The organism is Exobacillus caeni (genome assembly GCF_005747095.1).
Taxonomy (GTDB): Bacteria; Bacillota; Bacilli; order Bacillales; family Guptibacillaceae; genus Exobacillus; species Exobacillus caeni.
Window position 1 is genome coordinate 328,099 of the sequence record NZ_SWLG01000004.1, and the last position, 24,391, is coordinate 352,489.

Annotated in this window: 24 protein-coding genes and 2 riboswitches; of the genes, 16 read left to right on the forward strand and 8 right to left on the reverse strand. The window is 44.9% G+C overall.

Going from position 1 to position 24,391, the window contains the following annotated elements; genetic code table 11:
• The first annotated feature begins 2 nt into the window (after positions 1-2).
• The 4 genes from FCL54_RS07155 (at position 3) to FCL54_RS07170 (ending at position 4,354) form a co-directional block, all read left to right on the forward strand.
• Positions 3-761, forward strand: coding sequence for a 2-phosphosulfolactate phosphatase (locus FCL54_RS07155; RefSeq protein WP_138124781.1), 759 nt, complete (start codon positions 3-5; stop codon positions 759-761).
• Positions 758-2,488: an acyl-CoA dehydrogenase family protein gene (locus FCL54_RS07160; RefSeq protein WP_138124783.1), complete on the forward strand. Its 1,731-nt coding sequence runs from the start codon at positions 758-760 to the stop codon at positions 2,486-2,488. The genes FCL54_RS07155 and FCL54_RS07160 overlap by 4 nt, the downstream gene beginning before the upstream one ends.
• Positions 2,489-2,520: 32 nt before the next feature.
• On the forward strand, positions 2,521-3,495 hold the full coding sequence (locus FCL54_RS07165) for a quinone oxidoreductase family protein (protein WP_138124785.1): 975 nt from the start codon (positions 2,521-2,523) through the stop codon (positions 3,493-3,495).
• Positions 3,496-4,009: 514 nt separating this feature from the next.
• Positions 4,010-4,354: a YmaF family protein gene (locus tag FCL54_RS07170; protein WP_138124787.1), complete on the forward strand. Its 345-nt coding sequence runs from the start codon at positions 4,010-4,012 to the stop codon at positions 4,352-4,354.
• Positions 4,355-4,413: 59 nt separating this feature from the next.
• Here FCL54_RS07170 and FCL54_RS07175 read toward each other — a convergent pair whose 3' ends face one another.
• The 6 genes from FCL54_RS07175 to FCL54_RS07200 form a co-directional block, all read right to left on the reverse strand.
• On the reverse strand, positions 4,414-5,391 hold the full coding sequence (locus FCL54_RS07175) for an ABC transporter permease (RefSeq protein ID WP_138124916.1): 978 nt from the start codon (positions 5,389-5,391) through the stop codon (positions 4,414-4,416).
• Between the two features lie 65 nt (positions 5,392-5,456).
• A complete protein-coding gene (locus FCL54_RS07180) occupies positions 5,457-6,953 on the reverse strand; it encodes a sugar ABC transporter ATP-binding protein (RefSeq protein ID WP_138124789.1) in 1,497 nt (498 codons plus the stop codon).
• Between the two features lie 2 nt (positions 6,954-6,955).
• Positions 6,956-8,104 carry a sugar ABC transporter substrate-binding protein gene (locus tag FCL54_RS07185; protein ID WP_138124791.1) on the reverse strand — a complete coding sequence of 383 codons (1,149 nt, stop codon included), beginning with the start codon at positions 8,102-8,104 and terminating at the stop codon, positions 6,956-6,958.
• A gap of 84 nt (positions 8,105-8,188) precedes the next feature.
• Positions 8,189-9,235, reverse strand: a complete 1,047-nt coding sequence (mtnA, locus tag FCL54_RS07190) for an S-methyl-5-thioribose-1-phosphate isomerase (protein ID WP_138124793.1) — start codon at positions 9,233-9,235, stop codon at positions 8,189-8,191.
• Positions 9,232-10,449 (reverse strand): S-methyl-5-thioribose kinase, encoded by a 1,218-nt coding sequence (gene mtnK / locus FCL54_RS07195; protein WP_138124795.1) that lies wholly within the window; start codon positions 10,447-10,449, stop codon positions 9,232-9,234. The genes mtnA and mtnK overlap by 4 nt, the downstream gene beginning before the upstream one ends.
• Before the next feature lie 83 nt (positions 10,450-10,532).
• Positions 10,533-10,679: riboswitch (SAM riboswitch) on the reverse strand.
• A 130-nt stretch (positions 10,680-10,809) separates the two neighbouring features.
• Complete coding sequence (locus tag FCL54_RS07200) at positions 10,810-11,592, reverse strand: carbon-nitrogen family hydrolase (protein WP_138124797.1); 783 nt, start codon at positions 11,590-11,592, stop codon at positions 10,810-10,812.
• A gap of 356 nt (positions 11,593-11,948) precedes the next feature.
• Here FCL54_RS07200 and FCL54_RS07205 point away from each other — a divergent pair, with 356 nt between their 5' ends.
• The 6 genes from FCL54_RS07205 (at position 11,949) to FCL54_RS07230 (ending at position 17,694) form a co-directional block, all read left to right on the forward strand.
• Positions 11,949-13,136: a pyridoxal phosphate-dependent aminotransferase gene (locus FCL54_RS07205; RefSeq protein ID WP_138124799.1), complete on the forward strand. Its 1,188-nt coding sequence runs from the start codon at positions 11,949-11,951 to the stop codon at positions 13,134-13,136.
• 250 nt (positions 13,137-13,386) lie between these two features.
• Positions 13,387-13,497, forward strand: a riboswitch (SAM riboswitch).
• 74 nt (positions 13,498-13,571) lie between these two features.
• Entirely contained in the window at positions 13,572-14,816 is a 1,245-nt protein-coding gene (gene mtnW, locus FCL54_RS07210) for a 2,3-diketo-5-methylthiopentyl-1-phosphate enolase (RefSeq protein ID WP_138124801.1), read from the forward strand.
• Positions 14,813-15,481 carry a 2-hydroxy-3-keto-5-methylthiopentenyl-1-phosphate phosphatase gene (locus FCL54_RS07215; protein ID WP_138124803.1) on the forward strand — a complete coding sequence of 223 codons (669 nt, stop codon included), beginning with the start codon at positions 14,813-14,815 and terminating at the stop codon, positions 15,479-15,481. The genes mtnW and FCL54_RS07215 overlap by 4 nt, the downstream gene beginning before the upstream one ends.
• A complete protein-coding gene (locus FCL54_RS07220) occupies positions 15,478-16,104 on the forward strand; it encodes a methylthioribulose 1-phosphate dehydratase (protein ID WP_138124805.1) in 627 nt (208 codons plus the stop codon). The genes FCL54_RS07215 and FCL54_RS07220 overlap by 4 nt, the downstream gene beginning before the upstream one ends.
• Before the next feature lie 22 nt (positions 16,105-16,126).
• Positions 16,127-16,675 carry a cupin domain-containing protein gene (locus FCL54_RS07225; RefSeq protein ID WP_138124807.1) on the forward strand — a complete coding sequence of 183 codons (549 nt, stop codon included), beginning with the start codon at positions 16,127-16,129 and terminating at the stop codon, positions 16,673-16,675.
• Between the two features lie 182 nt (positions 16,676-16,857).
• Positions 16,858-17,694, forward strand: coding sequence for a hypothetical protein (locus tag FCL54_RS07230; RefSeq protein ID WP_138124809.1), 837 nt, complete (start codon positions 16,858-16,860; stop codon positions 17,692-17,694).
• 124 nt (positions 17,695-17,818) lie between these two features.
• On the opposite strand, the gene FCL54_RS07235 is transcribed toward FCL54_RS07230, so the two are convergent.
• Positions 17,819-18,331, reverse strand: coding sequence for a GNAT family N-acetyltransferase (locus FCL54_RS07235; RefSeq protein WP_138124811.1), 513 nt, complete (start codon positions 18,329-18,331; stop codon positions 17,819-17,821).
• A 112-nt stretch (positions 18,332-18,443) separates the two neighbouring features.
• On the opposite strand from FCL54_RS07235, the gene FCL54_RS07240 reads away from it, so the two are divergent.
• The 6 genes from FCL54_RS07240 to FCL54_RS07265 all read left to right on the forward strand — a co-directional run bounded on the left by FCL54_RS07240 (position 18,444) and on the right by FCL54_RS07265 (position 23,614).
• Positions 18,444-19,004 (forward strand): histidine phosphatase family protein, encoded by a 561-nt coding sequence (locus FCL54_RS07240; protein ID WP_138124813.1) that lies wholly within the window; start codon positions 18,444-18,446, stop codon positions 19,002-19,004.
• A 23-nt stretch (positions 19,005-19,027) separates the two neighbouring features.
• On the forward strand, positions 19,028-20,065 hold the full coding sequence (locus FCL54_RS07245) for a S66 family peptidase (protein ID WP_138124815.1): 1,038 nt from the start codon (positions 19,028-19,030) through the stop codon (positions 20,063-20,065).
• Between the two features lie 94 nt (positions 20,066-20,159).
• Complete coding sequence (locus tag FCL54_RS07250; protein ID WP_138124817.1) at positions 20,160-20,720, forward strand: DUF4257 domain-containing protein; 561 nt, start codon at positions 20,160-20,162, stop codon at positions 20,718-20,720.
• 48 nt (positions 20,721-20,768) lie between these two features.
• Complete coding sequence (locus tag FCL54_RS07255; protein WP_138124819.1) at positions 20,769-21,641, forward strand: alpha/beta fold hydrolase; 873 nt, start codon at positions 20,769-20,771, stop codon at positions 21,639-21,641.
• 137 nt (positions 21,642-21,778) lie between these two features.
• The gene (locus FCL54_RS07260) at positions 21,779-22,948 is read left to right on the forward strand and encodes an MFS transporter (RefSeq protein ID WP_246055165.1); all 1,170 of its coding nucleotides are present in this window, start codon (positions 21,779-21,781) and stop codon (positions 22,946-22,948) included.
• 150 nt (positions 22,949-23,098) lie between these two features.
• Positions 23,099-23,614: a DoxX family protein gene (locus tag FCL54_RS07265; protein ID WP_138124820.1), complete on the forward strand. Its 516-nt coding sequence runs from the start codon at positions 23,099-23,101 to the stop codon at positions 23,612-23,614.
• Between the two features lie 393 nt (positions 23,615-24,007).
• Here FCL54_RS07265 and FCL54_RS07270 read toward each other — a convergent pair whose 3' ends face one another.
• Positions 24,008-24,337, reverse strand: a complete 330-nt coding sequence (locus FCL54_RS07270; protein WP_138124822.1) for a hypothetical protein — start codon at positions 24,335-24,337, stop codon at positions 24,008-24,010.
• Positions 24,338-24,391: the final 54 nt, after the last annotated feature.

Here is a 24,391-nt window from a genome sequence, read left to right on the forward strand (position 1 = left end):
GAATGGCTAAACTTCATGTATTGATGCAAAAAGAAATGATAGATCCAAGGAAGCTTGAAGGGAAGGTCGCGGTTGTGCTCGATGTGCTGCTCGCAACATCGACTATCATAAGCAGCTTGAATGCAGGTGCAAGCCAGGTCATCCCGGTGAAAAATGAGCAGGAAGCTAGAGACGAGATGAAAAGGCGGGCAGAAGAAGGGCCGATTGTTACAGGAGAGTTTAAAGGAAGGACGATCGAAGGGTTTCTTGATCCGCTGCCCACCTATTTGAAACAAAGAGCAGAAGGGAGAACGGTTATCCTTTCGACGACGAATGGAACGGTAGCGATTCGAAAAGCCCTCGGCGCACGCCATGTCTATATAGGTGCATTGCTTAATGGGGAAGCGCTTATCCAGCATCTTTTCGAAGAACATCCAAATGAGACGATCATCCTTATTTGTTCGGGGTCTTCCGATTCCTTTTGCATGGAAGATTTTTATGGAGCAGGATATCTGGTGAGCCTGTTAGATAAAATTTCAGGGAGCCAATGGGAGCTGACGGATGCGGCTCTCACGGCAAAAATCTTTTACGAGGCAAATCAAACCGATGCAGAAAAGATTCTCTTAAACTCCCGAGTTGGAAAAATGATGGCTGGACAAGGGTTAGAAGAAGAAGTGATCTTCGTTGCACAACAGGGAGTGATGGATGAAATTCCGGAACTAAGAGGAAACGCTCTTACGTCAGGGGCAAAAAAGGCTGCTTTAAAGGAGGATAAAGGATGACAGAAACAAGAAAAAAAGCGGTCGGCGGCGAATTTTTGATCAAGAAGGCCTCCGCTGATGATGTGTTTACGCCTGAGGATTTATCAGAAGAGCAGAAGATGATTCAGCGGACGGCACGAGAATTCGTAGAACGGGAAGTACTTCCGAACAATGAAAGAATCGAAAACCAGGATTTTGATGTAGTAGTGAACCTTTTAAAAAAGGCAGGGGAACTCGGCCTGCTTGCCCACAGTGTGCCTGAAGCTTACGGCGGTCTTGGTCTCGATAAAGTAACAAAGGGAATCGTCGGGGAGATGGTCGGACGATCCGGGTCATATGGGGTTGCGCATTCCAACCATACCTGTATCGCAACATTGCCGATCACGTATTTCGGAACAAAGGAACAAAAAGAAAAATATTTGCCTAAGCTTGCTTCTGGTGAATACATCGGTGCCTATTGCCTTACAGAACCTTCTTCGGGTTCAGATGCACTAAGCGCAAAAACCACGGCAGTTTTAAACGAGGATGGCACCCATTATAAATTGAACGGTTCGAAGCAATGGATAACGAATGCGGCATTTTCCCAGACATTTATCGTCTATGCGAAAGTGGACGGAAAAAAGTTTACAGCGTTTATTGTGGAAAAGGACTTTCCAGGTCTTTCTCTGGGACCTGAAGAAAACAAGATGGGGATCAAGGGTTCCTCCACACGAACGGTTATTTTAGAGGACTGCCTTGTGCCTGTGGAAAACGTGCTGGGCGAAGTCGGAAAAGGGCATCAGATTGCGTTCAATGTTTTAAACTTAGGAAGGTTCAACCTCGGGTCCGCCTGTGTCGGTAGTTCTCGCGATGCACTTCAGCTGGGAGTCGCTTATACCGATGAGAGAATGCAGTTCGGACGCTCGATCGCTTCTTTCAATGCCACGAAAGAAAAGCTTGCAGATCTTGCTTCCAGAATTTTTGCGGCAGAGGCGGTTCAGTATCGGACAGCCGGTTTGCTTGAAGAAGCGCTCGGTGATTTGTACGTTGAAGACGATTCGAAAGTTACCGCAAAAGCTCTTAGTGAGTTTGCAATCGAATGTGCCATCTGCAAGGTGTTCGGTTCAGAAACGCTGGACCAGGCAGTTGACGAGGTTCTTCAGCTACACGGCGGATACGGATTTATGAAAGACTATCGAATCGAGCAAATGTACCGCGACTCAAGGATCAATCGAATCTTTGAAGGAACAAACGAGATCAACCGTCTTATTATTCCTGGCTTCTTGATGAAGAAGGCTGCCAGTGGATCATTGAACGTGGAGAAATCCGTTAAGCAAGCATTCTATGAAAGCCAATCTGGAACAAACACAGGGGCTCCAGGGCTCGAAAACACAATAGAAGCGATGCGCCGGGTGTTTTTGATCGCAGCAGGTTATGCGACAGAACAGTTCGGAAGCAACCTTGAAGAAGAACAGGAAACGATGCTTAAGCTTGCAGACCTTGCCATTTCCCTATATGCTGCAGAATCTGCGGTAATAAGAGCCCTTAAATCCGGATCATCGATTGCTGTGAAAATGGCTGAAAACTTTGTGGGCAATGAGAGACTGGCGTTTGAGCTGACCGCGAGGAAGCTGATAGACGGCATCGGCGGAGAAAAAGCGGTGCACATGAGGGAGCTGCTTTTCAATGAGTTTTCACGGTTGGTGGGAGAAGCAGATTTTAATAGAAAAAGGGAGATTGCAGACGAGCTGATCAAGAATAAAAAATAATCAACCCGCGATTCGTTAAAGGAGGAGATAATTTGAAAGCTATACAATTTGAGGAATACGGTGGCCCTGAGGTCCTGAAGGCTATCGATACAGAAAAGCCTGAGCCAGCGGGCAGGCAGGTTCTAATCGAAGTGAAAGCGGTAGGCGTTAACTATGCGGATACAGCTAGAAGAGAAGGACAATATGTTGTTCCGACGCCGCTTCCTTTTATACCGGGAGCAGAAATAGCTGGTATTGTAAAAGAAATCGGTCCTGGCGTTAAAAGTGTTAAAGAATGCGACAGGGTTGTAACGCTTATCAGTTCAAATGGCTATGCGGAATACGCCCTTGCTGATGAACGGACGCTTGTACCACTGCCGGAAGAAGTGGATTTTACATATGGCGCAGCCATCCTCCTGCAGGGATTGACAGCCTATCATGTGTTAAAAACCTCCGGGCAGCTGCAAGAAGGTGAAACCGTTCTTATCCATGCCGGTGCTGGAGGCGTTGGCTCAATCGCAATCCAGCTTGCTAAAATCTTTGGTGCTGGAAAAGTGATCGCAACTGCCAGCAGTGAAGAAAAAAGGCAATTTGCAAAAGACCTGGGCGCCGACGTTGTTATCGATTATACGAAGGAAGGGTGGGAGAAAGAACTGGACAAAGCAACGGACGGTAAAGGCGTCGACGTTGCGCTGGAAATGGTAGGAGGCGAGGTGTTTAGTAAGACCCTTGCGGCGATGGCTCCGTTTGGAAGAGTCGTAGTCTATGGCAAAGCAGGGAATGAACAACCGAACCTAAACCCGGTTATGCTGATGGGTAAAAACCATACTGTTACAGGCTTTTTCCTGCCGCAAATCATGCGAAAGCCTGACCTATACAGCAGGAGTCTTGGTGAGTTGCTCAAGTTTATCCAGGAAGGCAGAGTTAAGCTCACCATCGGAGGAACCTATCCGCTTGAAGAAGCTGCAAAAGTACATGAACTCCTGCAATCACGAGCTACAAAAGGAAAGCTAGTGCTGGAGCCGTAAGGAAAAGCCCCGATTGTGGGGCTTTTTGTTGTGTGGGAAGCTTTTTGGGTGGGATATTTCAGCAATTTAGGGGAGAGAGTTTCGGGGGACGTGAGGGAGGTTCAGGGGTTCAGCGGGAAGATTTGGAGTTTCGTGGAGGTGTTTCGGAGAGGTTTATAGGAGGTTCGAGGAGATTTATAGGAGATTCGAAGAGGTTTATAGAAACTTCAGTGAACTTTATCGAGTTTCAGCGATTCTGCCGGGGATCAGGATAATTATTCTTGTTTCAGCATGACTTATTCTAGCTTCATCGGCAATTTTTCGCGATTCAGCAGAGGTTAATCTCGTTTCGTAGATAGTTATTCTGGCTTCAGAGCAAAATATTCTAGTTTCAGAGAATTTTATTCTAGCTTCAACGAATTTTATTCTGTTTTCAGCCGGTATTTCACGAGAATCCCACTATCTAAAAATAAAAATTCTCCTCATTCTCTAACAATCATATGCTAGCAATAAAGGGAAAAAGGAGAGTGACGAGATGCGGAAAAGACCTGATGTTGATTGGTCGAAAAGGCCGAGCCATGCCCATTATTTCAGGACGCGGGCAAAGGAGATCGATGGGCATATCCATGTGCTTGAAGGGTATTCCTTTCCAAACAACGGAAGCAACACCGACGATCACACGCATCGAATCGAGGGACTGACTACGATTGATAAGGATCACCAGCATGTTTTCAATCTACGAACAGGACCACCTATCCCTATCCCAACTGGGGGCCACTATCACATCTTTTACGGTGAAACCAGAGAAAAAGACGAGCACCGGCATTATTTTTATTGTAGGACAGGTAACGGTCTGGGATATTTTCCGGAGGGGTTTTAATAGGGAATCTGTAAAGAAAAAAAGCGGGCAAAATCATCTAATGATTCAGCCCGCCAGGATCATATTTTAATATCAGCAGCTTTTTTCTGGTAAAACGTGAAAGCCAGAGCACCGATGAGGATGATTCCCTTCACAATATCCTGTGCATAATACGGGACGTTCATCATCGTAAGCCCGTTAAGAAGAATCCCGATCAGTACCGAACCTACGAAGGTCCCGATGACATTCGGCTTGCCGGCTCCTAAAATAGAATAGCCGATCAGTGCTGCAGCAACGCCATCCATCAAAAGAGGAGCGCCTGCGGAAACCTGGCCGGTTCCTATTCGTGATGCGAGGACGATTCCGGCAATCGCGGCGAATAAGCCGCTCAACAGGTAGGCATACATACGATAGCGGTCTACCGGAACACCGGAAAGGCGTGCTGCTTCACGGTTAGCCCCTGTAACATACAACAATCTTCCGGCTTTCGTATAGGTTAAGAACAGATGAACGACAATGACAAAAAAGATCATCAATATGGCCGGAAAAGGGATCGAGAACAGTTCCCCCTGGCCGATAAAAAGAAAAGAAGGAATGAACGCACCCGGAGCTGTTCCTCCGTCCGCCATCGGCATGTTGTTGTAGATCGAAAAGCCCTTTGTATATGATAACTGGATGCCGTTCACGATATACATCACAGCAAGCGTTCCGAGCAGGTCAGGAATTTTAATTTTAACGACGATAAATGAATTAACTAGTCCAACCAGTAGCCCTAACACAAGAGGGACCAATAAGGCGACGAGAAGTTCTTGCCGGTACCAGACGAGTGCAGCAGCACTTCCGATTGTAGCAAGGCTCACTGTAGAGCCGACCGATAGATCGAACCCTCCCACGATAAGCGTAAAAGTTACCCCGATTGCTACAAGCGTCACAATGGAAATGGAACGCAGGATATCTGTGAAGTTCCCGTATGTTAAGAACTGTTCGTTTGTGATGCTGAAAAATAGGACGAGAAGCCCGATAACTAGCAGCGTTCCGTATTTAAACAAAAAGCTGATCAATTTTTCTTTCAGCGGGAAATTCGTTCCAGTAGAATAGGCTTGTTTTACTTCTGCAGTTTGTTTCACTTTGTAATCCCTCCGGTTGCAGCTTGCATAATATTTTCCTGTGTTGCTTCCCTGGCCGAATAAGTGGCTATGATTTCCCCGTCGTACATCACAAGAATACGATCTGCAATTTCCAATAGTTCATCTATTTCACTTGTAAAATAAAGGACGCCTTTTCCCTGTTCTGCAAGTGAATGGATGAGCTGGAAAACTTCTTTTTTTGCATTTACATCGATTCCTTTTGTTGGTTCATCAAACATGTACACATGCCGATCAGGTGATATCCATTTGCCGATCGCCACTTTTTGCTGGTTACCTCCGCTCAAATGTTTTACTAAAGCGTTAGGGGAGGAGGTAACAACCCCGAGTTGCTGAATTCCCTTTCTGGCAGATTGTTCTTCCTTCTTAGCCAGCAGCCATCCTAAACGGGTAAAAGAACGGATCGCAGGAAGGGAGAGGTTTTCTCTTACATTACGGTCCACGAGAACACCCTCTTTTCTTCGTTCTTCAGGTACCAGGCAGATGCCGGACTGGATAGCGTGAAGCGGGGAACGGATCTTTTGTTCTTTCCCATTGATGAACCATTTTCCTTTTGCTTCATCGGCTCCAAACAGGGCTCTCGCGGTTTCACTTTTTCCGGCTCCGACCAATCCGGCGATTCCGACGATCTCCCCTTCATGTACGGTCAGATCGATCGTTTTACCAGTTTCGGAGACTGCTAGATCGCTAACCTTCATGACTGGTTTTGATGAAACATCTTTTGTTTTTCGTTCAGAATTTTTAAGTGAGCGGCCCAACATATGCTGGATGATTTGATCTGTTGATGCTTTTTGCGTTTCTTCGGTTACGATTACATTTCCGTCCCTCATGACAGTGAAACGGTCGCTGATCGACTTGATCTCGGGCATTCTGTGGGAAATGTAAATAATGCCGACACCCTTGTCTTTCAAATCCTGGATAAGCGTGAATAATGTTTGTGTTTCCTTTTTGCTTAAAGGTGCTGTCGGCTCATCAAGAATTAAATAACGGACATTGCCGGCTACGGCGCGTGCGATTAAGATCATTTGCTTTTCAGAAAGGCTGCATTCAGAAACTGGTTTATTAACATCGATCGAAATGTTCATTTCTTGTAAAAGTGCTTTTGCCCTCTTTTTTATCGGTTTCCAGGATAAACGGGAAAGTTTAAATCCGTTTGTATACGAGTCGATCGCCAGGTTTTCAGCTACGGTTAATGTCGGGAAAAGGGCAGTATCGACTTCCTGGACAACGATGCCGATCCCATGCTTTTTCGCATCTGCAGGGGATGAGATAGAAATTTCTTTTCCGGATAGTAAAATTTTTCCGTTGTTTTTTTCGTAATCGCCCGCAAGAATTTTCACCAGTGTACTTTTACCGGCGCCGTTCACGCCAAGAAGGGCATGAACCTCGCCGGAATTTACAGACAAAGATACCTTTTTTAGAACCTCAGTCTTATCAAAGCTTTTACAAATATCCTTCATTTCAAGTTTGCTCATCGTTATTCAGCCTTTTCTGTTAATGCATTCATCCACGGGGAAACACCTGCATCAGAAGTGCCCCAGCTTTTCACATGGTCGCCGATCTCATCCATGGAGATTGTTTCCCCAGGTAGATCTGATTTTTTTACAAGATGCGGGTCTAACGAATAGATAGCAGGAGTTTCTTCACCGGCTACTTTCTGGTAAAGGAAACGGACCTGTGCACGCCCTACTTCAGCAGGGTCTGTTGCCGCAGTTGCGACCCATGGGCTGTTTTCCTTCTGAATTAACTGAAGGTCTTCATCACTCAAATCGATTCCATAAACCTTGATTTCCGTTCTTCCAGCCTGTTCGATCGCCCGGGTTACGCCTTTCGCGAATTCATCCCACGGCGCGAACACAGCATCGATATCTCCTTTGTTCGGGTATTGTTTCAGGATCGCTTCCATCTGTGTTTGTGTATCAAGAGCAGTGTTGGCACTGGCATTTCCGAACTTTGCCACTTCCTTGATGTTTGGATAACGCTCTTTGAACGCTTCATAGATCGTGTTTCTTCTTTCCATCGGAGTGAAGCCTCCGACCCATACATAGACGATTTCACCTTCGCCGTTTAAGTCTTGAGCAAGTGTTTTTAGAGAGTTCCAGGCAAGGCTGTAGTCATCCTGGTCGATCACTGTAACGCCTGGCAGGTTCAAATCATTGTCGAATGAAACAACGGGAATACCTTTTTCAAGTGCTTTTTTAACACCTGGCGCGAGCGCATCGGCACGGCCATGGTCGATCAGGATCCCATCAACGTTCTGGTTGATGGCAGTATCTAAGTGAGTAGCCATTTTAGCCAGGTCATTGTCGGCATTGTAAACCTGGACTTCGCCTCCGAAGGCCTCGACCTGCTCTTTGACCCCCTGTATGTATTGAGAAGAGAAAGTGCCGATAGAGAACTGCATGATCGCTGCGATCTTTAGCGGTTCCTGGACGGCTTCCGGGATATCTGCAGAGGCTGTATTCTCGCCTTTCTTGCCTTCGTTTTTGTCTTCTTTGGAAGCTGTTGTTTTATCAGACGCTTTTCCGTCCTGCTGGGGGGAAACGGCATCCTGCTCATTCGTGCATGCTCCTAAGAATAGGGATAAAAGTAAAAGTAAAATAGCTAAAAGTTTAAAGTTTTTCATGGTTACCTCCTAATATTTAGTAAAAATATGAACTTACTCGGTTTAAAGCGATGAGGCAGCCGATGATGCACTGCCTGAGATTGTTTAATTCGTTTTGATCTTTTGTAACTCTTCGGCAAAATTACCGGAAATGATTCCTTTTTCCGTGATGATTCCTGTTATATATTCATGTGGTGTCACATCAAAAGCGGGATTGTATATGCTGATGTTTTCAGCAGCGATACGCTGTCCGTTCAAGTGTGTAACCTCATCAGGTGAACGTTCTTCAATCGGGATATCGTCTCCGGTCGGCACTGCTAGATCGATCGTTGAAAGCGGTGATGCCACATAAAATGGAATATCAAAGGTCTTCGCCAATACTGCGAGTCCAAGCGTTCCAATCTTGTTTGCCGTGTCGCCGTTCGCGGCAATCCGGTCTGTTCCAACGATGATCGCAGAGATTTTTTTATTTTTTAGAACATGGGCTGCCATATTATCCGTAATCAAAGTTACATCGATCCCAATTCGTTCCAGCTCCCATGCAGTAAGCCTGGAACCCTGTAAAACAGGGCGCGTTTCCGTTGCGAAAGCGGAAAGTGACATGCCCTTTTCTTTTGCTATATAAAATGGAGCCAGAGCAGTTCCGTAGCGAGCCGTTGCGATTCCGCCGGCATTGCAATGGGTAAGGACGGTATCTCCGTCTTTTAAGAGGGACAGGCCGTATTCTCCGATGCTCCTGCAAACCTCTTCGTCTTCCTTCTGGATCAGCAGCGCTTCTTTCACAACTGCGTCCCTGGCTGCTTCCACTGTTTGAGCGGAAGCAGCAGCATTTTCGACCCTCTCGATCGCCCAGAATAAATTAACGGCTGTCGGCCGGGAGGTGGCAAGGTAATCCTTTTGATTTTTTAATTCTTTTTTAAAGTCCTCCACAGAGTCTCCCTGGAACTTTGTTGCCCATAATGCAAGCCCGAATGCTGCAGCGATGCCGATCGCCGGTGCGCCTCTCACTTGGAGAGAGTGGATGCTTTCCCAGACGCTCTCGATCGTTGTTAGCTTCAGAAAGTCTGTCTGGTGTGGAAGCTTTTGCTGGTCTAACAGAATGATATGATCCTTTTCCCATCTGACTGACTGGATGAAGTCGGTAGTGATCATTCGTTTCCTGCTCCTCTCACAAGTGCGATGACATCTTCAATTTTCTCCTGTGACTCTCTTTTAAGAATTAACTTTCTGCCAACTTGAAGCGCAGCCCGTTGTACATTGATCCTTGCTTCGCTGTTTTCAATCCCGTCGATGTCCTCGACGTGGGAAAGGCCGATCGTTCTTCTGATTATTTTGCATCCTGCAAACCCCACTGTTTCCTGGAGGATCTGGGAAAGGACATAATCAAGATAGCCCGGCACTGTAATGAATGCACCTTTTCCATCCTGTTTCCATAGCCCGCTGAAGGTCTCAGTGAATACCTCCCATGTTTCTTTGATCACAGCTAATAAATAATCCTGGAATTCGTTGCGTTCAGAGGTGTCTGTTAGCCTGGCTTCCTGCGAAAGATAATTCAGGATAAGGTTTGCGATAAAGGCGCCAACATCGAAGCCGATCGGCCCGAGGAAAGCAAATTCAGGATCGATCACTTTTGTTGATCCTTCCGTAACAAAAACACTTCCAGTATGCAGGTCTCCGTGAATAAGTGCTTCCCCTTTTGTAAGGAAAAGCTGCTTCAGCTTCGCCGCTTCCAGCTTTAAATTATCATCAGCCCAGATTTCTTCCACATCTGGCCGCAACGCTTCCGGAAAATCATTTGTTTCATGATCGAAAAATGGATCCGTGAACACCAGGTCTTCAGTAATATTGCATAAGTCAGGATTCACGAATCTGGTTGCCAGTTCTTTTTTTGCTGCAGGTTCAAGGCCGAAATCAGAGCTGTAAAAAAGAGTGTAAGCCAGGTATGTACCGATGTGCTTCGCAAGCTCCGGATAACGCTTGCCTTCGATCAATCCTTTTCGCAGTACCGTGTGGGACGATAGGTCTTCCATAACAGTTGAAGCAAGTACGGGATTATTTTCATAAACCGCCGGGACAAGCTCCGGCACTACTTTTGCTGCCTGCAGCAGCGATTCGCTTTCGATCCTTGCGCGGTCAAGCGTAAGCGGCCAGGATTCCCCGACAACCTTTGCGTACGGGAGAGCCTGCTTCACAATCAGTGAACGATTGCTGTCTGTTGCTGTTACTCGGAAAACATAGTTGAGGTTTCCGTCCCCGATCTCTTCACATACAACCGGACTCTCCGGGTTGATCAATTCTCTTTGTTTCAAGTAATCCACCACACTGTCTGTAGTGAATGGCTCATAAGCTGTTTGTTTTGTAATCATTGTTAAACCTCCCGATTGAAAAATCCAAAATAAAAAGCCCCTTTCGAATGAAAGAGGCTTGAAGGCGTAATTGAGCTTCGCACCTCTTATCTTCCAGAATGAAAATCATTCTGTTGGAAGTAGCACCGTGCCATCCATGTTGCCTTCAAAACAATGCAGCATTGTCTTGATAAGATGGTCGGTTGCTGGGCGTCATAGGGCCAATTCCCTCAGCCTGCTCTTGATAAGAGATTGATATATAATTTTGAATTTTTAAAAGTTAAAAAGTGCTTGATGTGAATCATACAGAATAAGGCTGGCACATGTCAATAACTTTTTTGAAAAAAAAGATAGTTTGACGATTGGCGGAAGTGGGCGAAATTAGTATAAATCTGTTCGGCGATCCTCGAAGACCGGAATTTTTTTACGGATCTTTTCTACTTCTTCCGGCTCTATTTCGCCATATAAAATCGTCTCTTCCAGCCCGGATTCAGCGATAATCTCTCCCCAGGGGCCGATGATCATCGAGTGGCCAGCGAACTCATTGGCAAGGTCTCTTCCAGCCCGGTTGCAGGCAACGACATAGCATTGGTTCTCGATCGCTCTGCTGATCAAAAGTGAGCGCCAGTGATCCGTTCGCGGCTCCGGCCATTCGGCAGGTACAAACAGGACCTTAGCACCTTCCACTGCATGAAGGCGAATCCATTCCGGAAAGCGAATGTCATAGCATATGAAACCAGCACACGGAACATCCTCGAGCGTGAACGCCCCAGTGGTATTTCCGGAAATCAAATACTTTTCTTCATCCATCAAACGGAAAAGGTGAACCTTGCTGTATTCATGTACGAGCTCGCCGTCCCGGTTGAAGACAAGCATCGTGTTCGTTACCTTATCTTCTTTTTGCTTAGCGATCGAGCCAGCGACAATGTTAACCCTATGTTTTTTTGCGAGCGCTGAAATAAAGCCTCTTGTTTTTTCACCGTTCTTATCCGCGATCTCGTCAAGCCTCGTCAAATCATAGCCTGTCGTCCAGAGCTCGGGAAGGACGATGATATCAGGCTTGTTTTCCAGGGTTTCTTCAATCTTTGATTCCATGTTACGGAAGTTTTTCTCCGGGTTTCCAAATACTATATCGTATTGGATAAGGGCGATCTTTAGTGACATTCCATTTCCTCCAATCAAATCTTCTGTTCATTTGGTTCCTTAGGCATCTTTTGTTGCTGTATAAACTTCACAGGTGAGAGGGAACTGCGACATAACGGATGGATGACCGCTGCGGAAAGCGAACTGCCCGGAGTGGAAATCAATGCTGCAATTGCCTCGCAGTTTATCTCTACTGTGCAACAATAGTCCTGCAGAAAAAACCTTTTTAAAAAAACTACCTTTCACAATCCGCTAAAGATTGATAGTGTAAATTCATGGCATGTTAGAATTTTAAAAAACTTCTTTACAACGTATTAGTTCCAAGATAACATAATCTACTAGAATTTCACGAAATTTTTAACAGGGTGTGATGTATAGTGAAAAAATTTGAGCAATCCGATGCGCTCAAAAGGCTGCCGACCCAGTTCTTTGCAAAGTTAGCAGGAAGAGTAGCCGCTGCTAAAGCAGAAGGGCATGACATAATTAATCTTGGCCAGGGCAATCCTGACCAGCCGACCCCAGAGCATATCGTGAAAACAATGCAAAAAGCAGTGGAAAACCCGAAATATCACAAGTATTCCCCGTTCCAGGGTTATGACTTCCTGAAAGAAGCGATCGCGGAATATTATAAGCGTGAGTATGATGTTGAGCTAGATCCGAAAACAGAAGTAGCCGTGTTGTTCGGCGGAAAAGTCGGGCTTGTTGAGATAAGCCAGTGCCTGCTTAACGAAGGGGACGTGGCGCTTGTTCCAGATCCCGGGTATCCGGATTACTTATCTGGAACCGCGATGGTTCAGGCAAGAATGGAAATGATGCCGCTTGAGAGTGAAAATGACTTTTTGCCCGATTATACAGCAATTCCTGACAAAGTGCTGAAGGAAGCAAAGCTGATGTTTCTAAACTATCCGAACAACCCGACAGCAGGGGTAGCAACAAAATCGTTTTTCGAAGAAACCGTAAAGCTCGCTGAGGAGAATGACATCTGCGTAATTCACGACTTTGCATATGGCGCAATCGGGTTTGACGGAAAAAAACCGATCAGTTACCTTCAAACTCCGGGTGCAAAAGAGAACGGAATCGAAATATACACGATGTCAAAAACATACAACATGGCGGGATGGCGCGTAGGTTTTGCCCTTGGAAATCCAAGTGTCATCGAAAGCATCAACCTGATCCAGGACCACTTTTATGTGAGCCTGTTCGGAGCGATCCAGGAAGCGGCAGCAGAAGCTCTTCTCGGACCGCAGGATTGTGTCGATGAACTGGTGAAAACCTATGAATCTCGCAGAAACGTATTGATCAACGGATTAAAAGAAATTGGCTGGAACGTACAGGCGCCGAAAGGATCTTTCTTCTCCTGGCTCCCGGTTCCAGAAGGATACACATCAGAATCCTTCGCAGACTTACTTCTCGAAAAAGCCCACGTTGCAGTAGCACCAGGCATCGGCTTCGGAGAAACAGGAGAAGGATACGTAAGAGTCGGCCTCCTCTCCAACGAAGAAAGACTAAAAGAAGCAGTAGAACGAATCAAGAAACTAGATCTATTTAAAAAAGGTCTTAATTAGGCCAAGAAGCTGTGTATCTTTGCTCTCCCCACAAAAAGGTGACCACATCTTTTTGTAGTAGCGAAGCGATAAGATAGGTTGTGCTAACAGATTCGTCATGCTCGCATGTAAGAAACTGTTAGCACAAAAGAATCGCCGGGAGAGCAAAAATGTTATAGCCAATTTGAAAATTTACAATTGACAGAATAAATCAACCGTGGCATAATTCGAATCAATGAACCTGTAATCCAATAAACGAAAACGACAAGTACTCTTATCAAGAGAGGCGGAGGGACGAGCCCGATGAAGCCCGGCAACCGACTTTTAACTCTGTTAAAAACACGGTGCTAATTCTCGCAGCATAATTGCTGACAGATAAGAGGAAGAGCCATAACTTCAACCTCTTCCTCTTTGGGAGAGGTTTTTTAGTCTGATTTTTAGAAAGGATGTGCTGTCATGAGTGAAATCATCGCGACTTACCTGCTGCATGACAAAAAAGAAGATCTTGTAAAAAAAGCAGAATCGATTGCCCTGGGCCTTACAGTAGGTTCCTGGACAAATCTTCCTTTACTTGAACAAAAACAGCTGCAAAAACATAAAGGCCGAGTTGTCGAAGTGTCGGCTCTGCCTGAAGATGAAAAGGCAAATGCTTATTTCGGGGAAAAGCGAATAAAAGGAATCGTAAAAATTGCCTATCCTTCAGCAAATTTCAGCAGTGACATTCCAGCTATCTTAACAACCATTTTCGGAAAGCTTTCACTGGACGGGGAGATAAAGCTGATCGACATCGAGTTGTCGGAGGAATTAAAAGCGCAGTTCCCTGGACCGCAGTTCGGCATCTCAGGAATTCGCGAAAAGCTCGGCGTATTTCATAGGCCGCTTTTAATGAGCATCTTTAAAGGGGTGATCGGCAAAGACCTTGGAGACCTGGACCAACAGATGCGTGCTCAAGCCCTCGGCGGGGTAGACATCGTAAAAGACGATGAGATTTTATTCGAAAATGAAAAAACGCCGTTTGAAAAGAGGCTCGTTTCAGGCCTTCAAACCCTTCGAGAGGTATACGAAGAAACAGGGCATCGAACACTCTATGCCGTGAACTTAACCGGCCGTACATATGAACTTCGAGACAAAGCGAGAAGAGCGGTGGAACTCGGCGCGACCTCTTTATTGTTTAACGTTTTCGCTTATGGGTTGGATGTTCTGCAGGCCCTTTCGGAAGACCCTGAGATCTCTGTTCCGATCATGGCGCATCCTGCCTTTTCCGGTGCGATCACACCATCTTCTTTTTACGGGGTATCCAATAAAGTGCTGCTCGGAAAACTGCTTCGGCTTGCAGGAGCTGATTACGTATTGTTCCCGTCGCCTTATGGCAGCGTAGCGCTAGATAAAGCGGAAACACTATCGATTGCCGAGGCGTTAACAAAAGAGGACACTCAGCTTAACAAGGCTTTCCCGGTTCCTTCTGCAGGAATCCATCCTGGCCTAACAGAACTCTTGATCAACGATTTTGGAAATGACAGCATCATCAACGCAGGCGGAGGCATCCATGGGCACCCTGACGGAGCGGTCGCCGGAGGCAAAGCATTCCGCGATGCGATCGATGGTGTATTGAATGGAAAATCCCTTGATGAGACTGCGGAAACGAGCGACCCGCTTCAGAAGGCATTGAACCTCTGGGGACGTCCGGAGGTAAAAGCATGAGCAAAAAGCCGATTATCTTTTGTGACTTTGACGGAACGGTAACAAATAATGACAACATTATTGCGATCATGAAGAACTTTAACCCGCCCGGCTGGGAACAGCTAAAGGACCAGGTGCTCGCCCAGGAGATTTCTATAAAAGAAGGGGTTGGCAAAATGTTCTCGCTGCTTCCTTCCGAAAAGAAGCAGGAGGTTACGGAGTTCGTGCTTGACCAGGCTGAGATTCGGCCGGGTTTTGAGGAGTTTGTCGCTTATACGGCAGCCAATAACATCAAGCTGTTGATCGTTAGCGGAGGAATCGATTTCTTCGTTCACCCCCTGCTCGAGCCTTATAACATCCCGGAAGAGAACATCTTTTGCAACGGCAGTGATTTTAATGGGGAATCGATCGAGATCACCTGGCCGCACTCCTGTGATGGCAACTGTGAAAATGAATGCGGCTGCTGCAAGCCTTCGATTCTACGGAACTATGATTCAAAAGCTTATCATAAAATTGTTATCGGAGATTCGATCACAGACCTCCAGGCCGCAAAGCAGGCTGACGAAGTGTTCGCAAGGGATTTTTTACTGGAAAAATGCAAGGCACTTCTGCTTAACTATCAACCGTTTGAAACTTTTTATGATGTAATAGAGCTTTTGAAAGAAAGAGAGGAAGAGCTTGTATGAGCGTAATAAAAGAACGCTGGGAACAGCTTGCCGATGTGAAGGATGAGCTTGCTGCAAGGGATTGGTTTCCCGGTACGAGCGGCAATTTATCGATAAAAGTCAGTTCTGAACCGCTTCGGTTCCTCGTGACCGCAAGCGGCAAAGACAAGCGGAAAAGGACCGCGGAAGACTTTTTGTTGGTCGATGAGTATTGTTCCGCTGTGGAAGAAACGTCGCTGCGGCCGTCAGCGGAAACCCTTATCCACCGGGAAGTGTACCAAAAGACAAATGCTGGCTGCTGTCTGCATGTCCATACAATAGACAATAACGTTATCTCTGAACTTTACGCGGGAGAAGGAAAGATTACCTTTAAAAGCCAGGAGCTGATAAAGGCCTTTGGAATCTGGGAAGAAGATGGAGAAATCTCCATACCGATCGTCGAAAACTACGCAGATATTCCCGCACTCTCCCGGGAAATCGCAAACCATATAGAGGCTGGCATCTACGGCGTTTTGATCCGGAACCATGGCATAACCGTCTGGGGGAAGGATGCGTTTGAGGCTAAAAAGCACCTGGAAGCATTCGAGTTTCTATTTTCCTATCACTTGAAAATAAAATCGTTAACAAATTTGGTTCATTCATAGAAAATCTCAGGGAGGAATTAAGATGGCTGTTATTAAAATCAGAAACACAAACGAGAGAATCGAAGGAACAGAGAATGTGAAGCAGTTTTTAGAAAACGAAGGCGTGCTTTATGAAAGATGGGATACGAGCAAGCTTCCGGAAGAATTAAAAGGAAACTGCCAGATCAACGATGAGCAGAAAGAGGAAGTTTTACAGGTGTTTGACGAAGAGATCCGTTCACTTGCAGAGCGCAACGGCTATGTAAAATGGGATGTTGTCGCACTATCAGAAGCAACTCCTGATCTGGAATCACTGTTGAAGAAATTCGAACAGGTCCATGTTCATACTGAGGATGAAGTGCGTGCCATAACTGCAGGACATGGGATCTTCATCATCAAAGGGCAGGGGGACACAGGCTACTTCGATGTTGAGCTAGAACCTGGAGATGTCATTTCTGTTCCGGTTGAAACACCGCATTTCTTTACCCTGATGGATGATCGCCAGGTAGTGGCAGTCCGTTTATTCATCGACCCATCAGGATGGGTTGCACACCCGTTCAAAGACCCTGAATTTGAAGAACAAAAGGCATAAAAGGAAGGCCGGAGCGTTTGCTTCGGCCTTTTTAAATCGTCTGGACGGTAATTCGCCAGCACCTGTGTTTCCAGTATTGAAATTAGATATAATAGAAGGAACAAAACGATTGACGTGGCGAATTCCAGGGTAATACAACCATACTGCAAGGAATATAAGATTAAAACGTGGAGTTGAGATAAATGATCAAAGAACTAGGTTCCTATTGGAAAATAGACAACGAGGGTTATATCGAAAATGAGGCGCACCCGAATAAAATTTCTTCCGATCATAAAAGTGCTGTAGAAGATGTTATCAATGAATACAAGAAACAACTCGGCAGCGATTTACATAGTATCTACATATTTGGCACTGTTGCCAGGGGAAATGCGGTAGAAGAAGTTTCTGACCTGAACAGCTTTGCATTGACCAGTGGCGATGTGAGCGATACAAACCAATGGGCTGAACAGGTAACAGGAAATTTAGAATGCATGCATCCTTATTTTTCGGGAATCGACATGGATGTATTTTGTATAGAGGACGTATTAAAACAGCCCGATAAGTTTAACAGAGTTTCTTTTGCGTTAAAGTCGGATGGTGCCTGTGTTTATGGAGAAGACCTTTCTCAAACGATCAAACCGTTTCGCCAGTGTGCTGCAGTTGCAAATCATGAAATCATCCAGTTCAGAGATAAGATCGAGGATGCCCAAAGATACCTTGATAGGGATCTATCTAAAAAGGAATATTCCAAATACTGCAGGCAGGCGATGAAGTCGCTGGTCCGAACCGGTTTTTCGCTGGTCATGATTCAAGAAGGGAAGTTTACGAAAGACATTCTTCCTGGATACTATTCCTTTGCAAAATATTATCCTCATAAAAAGCAGGATATGAGAAAAGCGGTGGAATTCGTTATCCAGCCTCCGGAACAAGTTGAACAAGCGGTTGAGCTGCTTGATTCATTTGGAAGTTTCCTTATAAACGCATGTGACAACTGGCTCGATCTTAACAACAGGGATAGGAAACTGGCGCTTGAAATATAACTAATGAAAGGGAAAACCGATGACCGTCGTGCGTTGGTTTTCCTTTTTTTATTAGGAAGAAAACGATATCGCTGGTTATAGAGAGATATTCAAAAATGTTCCAAAAAATATTAAGCGGAACAGCTTATTTTGCCAGGGAGAGTTTTTCCCAGCCGTATGCTGCTTCTACATGTGGTTGTCCGCCTATTTCAAGCGTTTTTTCTCCAACAACCCTGCCACCTAAACGTTCATAAAAGCTCCGTGCCGGAGTGTTTTCTGCAAGTACCCATACGATCATCGATTCCTGTTTTTTACTATTAAAATGGGCTGCAGCTTGATCGAACAAGCCCCTTCCGATCCCGCTTCCTTGAAAGTCTTTTAAAATGTAAATAGCATGAAGCTCTGCTGAATAGGGATATTCTTTAGACCGGTTGTCTCCTAAGGCTGCGAATCCAACAACTTTTCCGGCGATGGATTCTGCCAAATACACATTATGGGAACCAGCTAAAATCCTTTGCCAGCGTTGCTTTCGTTCTTCTAAATCAAGATTATCTAAATAAGCGGAAGCCACTATTCCTTGATAGGTCGTTTTCCAGCTGTTAATATGCACGGTTGCAATTCCGGGATAATCTTCCGATGTTGCTTTACGAATAAGCATTTTAGCCCTCCTTTAAGATTTCTGGGATATTAGAAAGGATTTTAACATAACTGAAACAGATTCGTTTAAAAAATGGTAAAATTTAATTAACTTGGATAAAGGGAGAAGAACAATGGCAACAAATGTTTATTTTGTGAGGCATGCACATTCCACGTACACGCCTGACGAGCGGAAGCGGCCGCTGTCTGACAGAGGTTATATCGATGCTAAAAAAGTAACAGAGCTTTTGGCAGACCATCCCATAGAAGTCATCATTTCGAGTCCTTATAAAAGGGCTTTTCAAACAGTAGAGGGGCTTGCCAACAGGCTTGGTAAGGAAATAAAGATTGTCGAGGAGTTCAAAGAGCGTACGCTGTCAGGAGAACCTGTGGAAAATTTTGAAGCAGCGATCGAAAAGGTCTGGAAAGAGGAACGTTTTGCTTTTCCAGGAGGGGAGTCGAATCTTGAGGCACAGGCTAAAGGGGTTCGGGCGTTTAAACAGGTGCTCGATGAATATGCAGGTAAAAATATTGTAATAGGTACCCACGGAAACATCATGGTATTGATCATGAAATTTTTTAATCCAGGCTTTGACGTAACATTTTGGAAAAAGCTCGACATGCCAGATATTTACTGTTTAACTTTTGATAATGGAAAACTGGCCGGGCATAAAAGAATTTGGCAAAGGGATTAACTTTTATAGAAAGGACGGATAGGATGACGAACCGGATACGCTATCCGAAACCGCTGCAAAAAGGAGATGCGATTGCAGTAACAGCTCCTTCAAGCGGAGTAGAAGCAAATCTTCATTCGATTCTTAAAAAAGCAAAACAGAATGTGGAAGATCAGGGATATCGGATCGTGGAAGGTGAGACGATCTGGACTGAGGTAAAAGCGGCGAGTTCTACTAAAGAAAAACGCGCCGAAGAATTGATGGGTTTTCTGCTGGATGACAGGATCAAAGCGATTTTGCCGCCATGGGGTGGAGAATTTTTGATGGAAATCTTGCCGTTGATGGACTGGGAAGAATTAAAGAAAGCTCCTCCTAAATGGGTTCTTGGATATTCAGATATCAGCACTTTTTTGTTTTCTTATACACTGTTGACCGGTACGGCCACAGCCCACGGAACGAACTTCTTTGATCTTTCTTCCCCTGGATGGGACGAATTATCTAAAAGGTGGATCGATGTGCTTTCGTTAGAGAAGGGACAGACAATCGTTCAGCACTCCTCTAGCAATTACCAATCATCCTGGGAAAAAGCGTTTAACAATCAGGGAACCGGTTTTGATCTTGATACTCCTACAGAATGGAAGGTAGCAGGGGACAAAAAAGAAGCCGAGTTTTCCGGAAGGCTCATCGGCGGTTGTCAGGATACACTTTCTATTTTGCTGGGAACACCTTTTGCACCTGTGAAAAAATATATTAAGGATTTTGCGGAAGAAGGGGGGATCTGGTATCTGGAAAGCTGCGACATGGCGGCTAGTGGGATCTATAGGTCACTATGGCAAATGAAGCAGGCTGGATGGTTTGAAAATACGAAAGGCGTATTGATCGGACGTCCTGCTAACTACAAGCCTGCCAAAGACTTTGAGCTTGAAGATGCTCTGGAAAGAATTTTCGCAGACATGAACATACCGGTTGTTTACGATATGGATATCGGCCATATGCCGCCTCAAAATATTCTTGTAAATGGTGCCGTTGGAACAGTAAAAGTTTCAGATGGAAAAGGGACTTTAGAAATGGTCTTTGATTAGAATACTTCTACATGGAGGATTTTTATTAGGGAAACGATCGGCATACCCCTGCATACAATAGAAGGTAGAACGCTTGATATAAGGGGAGGCCAACGTGGAAGAGATTTGGATAAGGCTGATCGTTTCTATCGGATGCGGGATACTTGGAGGGATTGCGAATCTACTAAACAATGAAGAAAGCTTCGTAATGCCCCGGATATTTAAGGATTCAAACGGAAACAGCAGGCTATTGCCCGGATTTTTAAAGGAACTAATTCTCGGGGCCATCGCAGGGCCACTCCTTGCGTTTCCGATGAATGAAACCCTGCCCTGGTTTAACCTCATCACGATGTCTCTTATCGGCGGCATGGGAGGAAGTTCGATTCTAACAGCGCTTGCTTCAAGGCAGCTGAACAGGTTGAAAGCGGAGATTGAAATTGAAATGAATTGTTTTGATGTTATTCTGGATGGTCCTGATTCGTTCCCGGTTAATACGGCGAATGCAAAAAGGTCTAATGAAAGGCAATGCGTGTTATTTACGAGAAAAGAAATGGAAGAGTATTCTCAGCTGCAAGAATCACTCGGAAATGCTTCAAGCACAGTAGAGGCAAGAAGTTACCGAAATCAAATGAAAAAGATGATGAACAATGCGAAAAACAGGGTTGGCGGGATTTAACGGGAATCGCATCCAAAGTGGTTCCCCATTCAAATAGGAGGTTAGTAAATGAAGGAAAGATTGTTATTACATAACGTACGGGCTTTTGAGTGGAATGATGGCGCCGAGGACAAGCCGCTTCTGATCTGCCTGCACGGGCTGACGAACAACGCCCTGGGATTCATTGAAATAGGGGAGGCGCTAAAGGACCGATTTAGAGTAGTGTCATTAGATCTTCCGGGGCATGGCAAAACGCCTTCCTTTGAAAAGGAGAATGAGTATGGTTTTCCTGAGATTGCAAAATGGTTGGATGGTGTTGTGAACGAACTTACGCAAAAGCCGTTTTACCTGGCTGGCCATTCATGGGGAGCGGGAATCGCCCTTCACTACGCGTTTTTATATCCGGAGAATGTAAAAGGCATCGTGATGATCGACGGTGGCTTCATCCAACCCGGTGATGATCCGGATGCTTCGTTAGAAGAAGATTTAAAAGGAATGAAGGACTGGGTAGAAGGAAGCAGGTTCCCTGAGATCGAGCCATACCTTGAAAAAAAGAAAGAAGAGATCGGAAGGTGGAGCGAAGCCCTGGAGCTGATGGCAAGAGAAGATATGCAGCACTCTCTTAACGGAATTGAAATGAGAACTTCCGTAGCAACAGCTCAGTCGATTATGAAAGCCTTCTATCAAGACTCCTTCCGTGCGTTATATAAAGATATTGAAACTCCGGTCCTTTTGCTCGTCGCAACTCTTCCGGAAGAATTCGAGGGAATGAGAAAGCTGGCGATTAAAGATATGTCCGGTAAGCTTCAGGGAAGCTTTGATTGTGTTCCTGTTAAAGAGACTGGACACGTCCTCCACTGGCAAAAACCGGAGGAAACTGTGGAATATATGTCCGAATGGCTGACGCGCCAGGAAAAGAATTATAAGCAAGAAACGTTTTAATAATGAAAAGCTTTCGCTATAACGGCGAAAGCTTTTATGTTTCCAGCAGGAAAAGGATTGAAAAACACCAGGGATTGCTTTAAAGTTTAGTAGAAACTTATCATGGGCTATTCTTACATAACGAAGGGGCTTTTGTTGTGATTAAGCATAAATCTATTTTTTACTTGAGCATGTTTTTATTTTTCTTTCATTCTACTACGATGATTATTATCAGCTATCTTCCTGTTTATTTTCAAAGCCAGGGGATGGTCGAATCCAAAATAGGCTGGATCCTTGCGGTTGGTCCGTTCGCATCAATTCTCGCCCAGCCGTTCTGGGGTTACATGAGTGATAAGTACAAGACGGTCAAGCGAATTTTGTTTATCACCTTAACGGGGATGTTTACGTTGAGCTTCTTGCTTTTTAATGTGACTTCCTTCGCATTATTGCTTGTGACTGCAGCTCTGTTTTTCTCTTTTCAATCGCCAACAGGAGCACTGGGTGACAGCCTCGCTTCCAAAACGGCACACAAGCTTGGTAAGTCTTTTGGCAGCATACGTGGTTGGGGATCAATGGGGTTTGCGACTTCTACGCTTGTTGTCGGCGCATTTTTTTCCAGGGCGGGTATTGAATACATCCATTATCCGTTTCTCATCTTTGTCGTCATTGCTTTTATCGTTTGTTTGAAAATATCGGATGTAGAAGTAACGAACAAGCCAGTTACACTGATAGATGCGGTTAAGCTTGGGGGCAATCTAAAGTTAATGGGGTTTCTCGCGATCATTATGTTTTTGACGGTTACCCACCGAGCGAACGACAGTTACATAGGCTTGTATATTAAAGAGCTTGGCGGAAATGAATCGATGATTGGACTTGCATGGTTTATTGCCGTTGGAAGCGAAGCGATCGTTTTTATGACCAGCAATTTATGGTTTAAAAAGTTCAATGAAATCACCTTCATCCTATTAGCGGGAATTTTATATGCCGTTCGCTGGATATTATATTCGTTTATCCAGGATCCGATGGTTATTGTCTTTTTGCAGGTAACACATGGTCTTACGTTTGGCGTTTTTTACGTTTCGGCTTTTCAGTTCGTTACAAAGCTTTTGCCGGCGGAATTGCAGGCAACGGGTCATCTGTTGTTTATTTCGGTATTCTTTGGACTCTCCGGGATTATCGGATCCCTTGCAGGAGGCTTTATTATCGAAAATGCGAGCGGAGCAACGCTGTATTCGTACATGGGATATCTCGCTTCAGCAGGTTGCCTCGGCTTAGCAGTCTATTTACAGAGAATAAGAAAACAAATGCAATTGACTTTATCCGATTAAGGCAGGGGAAACTCTGTCTTTTTATTGTGGAAAAAAATTTTTAAAAGGGTGAAAGTTTGTGATTTTTTTCACATACTTTCACTCCTGCATCATTTAAGCTAAAGATGTACCAAACAACTATAAAAATATGGAAAGGCATGGTGAGTAAAAATGATTAAATTTTTAAGAGAAAACACAGTCGCAATGACGCTTTTATTGGTGGCTCGCCTCTATTTAGGGTATGAATGGGTGACAGCCGGATGGGGGAAAATCACTGGAGGTTTCGAAGCAAGCGGGTTTTTGAAGGGAGCTGTTGCACAGGCTGGAGGAGATCATCCGGCAGTACAAACGTGGTGGGCAGCATTTTTGGAAGGATTTGCGATTCCGAATATAGATCTGTTCAACATCCTTGTTCCATGGGGAGAATTTCTCGTTGGATTAGGATTGATCCTTGGAACCTTTACAACGTTCGCGGCGCTGATGGGAATTGTGATGAACTTCGCCTTTCTATTCAGCGGCACAATAAGCACAAATCCGATGATGATATTGTTGACTATTTTTATTCTTGTTGCTGGCTTCAATGCAGCTAAAATCGGATTAGACCACTGGATCGTACCTTTCTTAAAAACAAGAGGGGCAGAGATCACCCAAAAGAGACCGTTGCTTAAGAAACTTGCTTTTCGATAAACAAACGACGGCAGGCAGGGTTTAATAAGCCCTGCCTCGGCGCCAAACCACATGGCCTTTAGCAGGTCTTTTTTTGTTTGACCATTATCGGTAACCTGGAGTTCTAAAAAGGCCCGACAGGATTCTGCTTCCTGCCGGGTTTTACTGTTAGTGGACAGCTATCCTCTTAGATGAAAAGCATGTTCGAAATAATTTTTCTGTTAAAGCTTGCTAAAGAAAGGAATCGAAATCTAGTTATCGAATAGTAAAAGATATTAACCGATTATGGGGGATAAATATGATCTCGATCTTCAAAAAAGATGATGACAGGTATTTATCATGGTGCGAGGAGAACCAGGAAGGATATATTTTCAACAATTTTGGAGGAGTGGATGGAGGATACAATAAACTTCATCAATGCAGCTGCAGAACATTATGGCGAGAAAAAGATAAGGGATCCAGAACTGCTGTTGAAAAGGTTTGTTCAGAAAGCCTTGAAGAATTATCAGCGCTCGCCTCGGCTATAAGAGGGCATGACAGGGGCTGGACATTTTGTAAGATTTGCCTTAGCCATCTTTTTATAAAGAAGGGGAGAGAAGGGTAGAACTTTCGGTGTGTAATCCCATTTAGCGGAACAAAGACGTAAGCCCATTCTTTTCTAAATGTTGAAGCCGCAAGGGCCGCATGCCCTTCCCCGTGGATATCGTAATGAATCTTGCTTTTTTTACGTTTCACTTCGTTCACTGTTATTCCTCCGATTATTGTATGGACCTTTATTCTCTCTGCTTTATTCCTTGA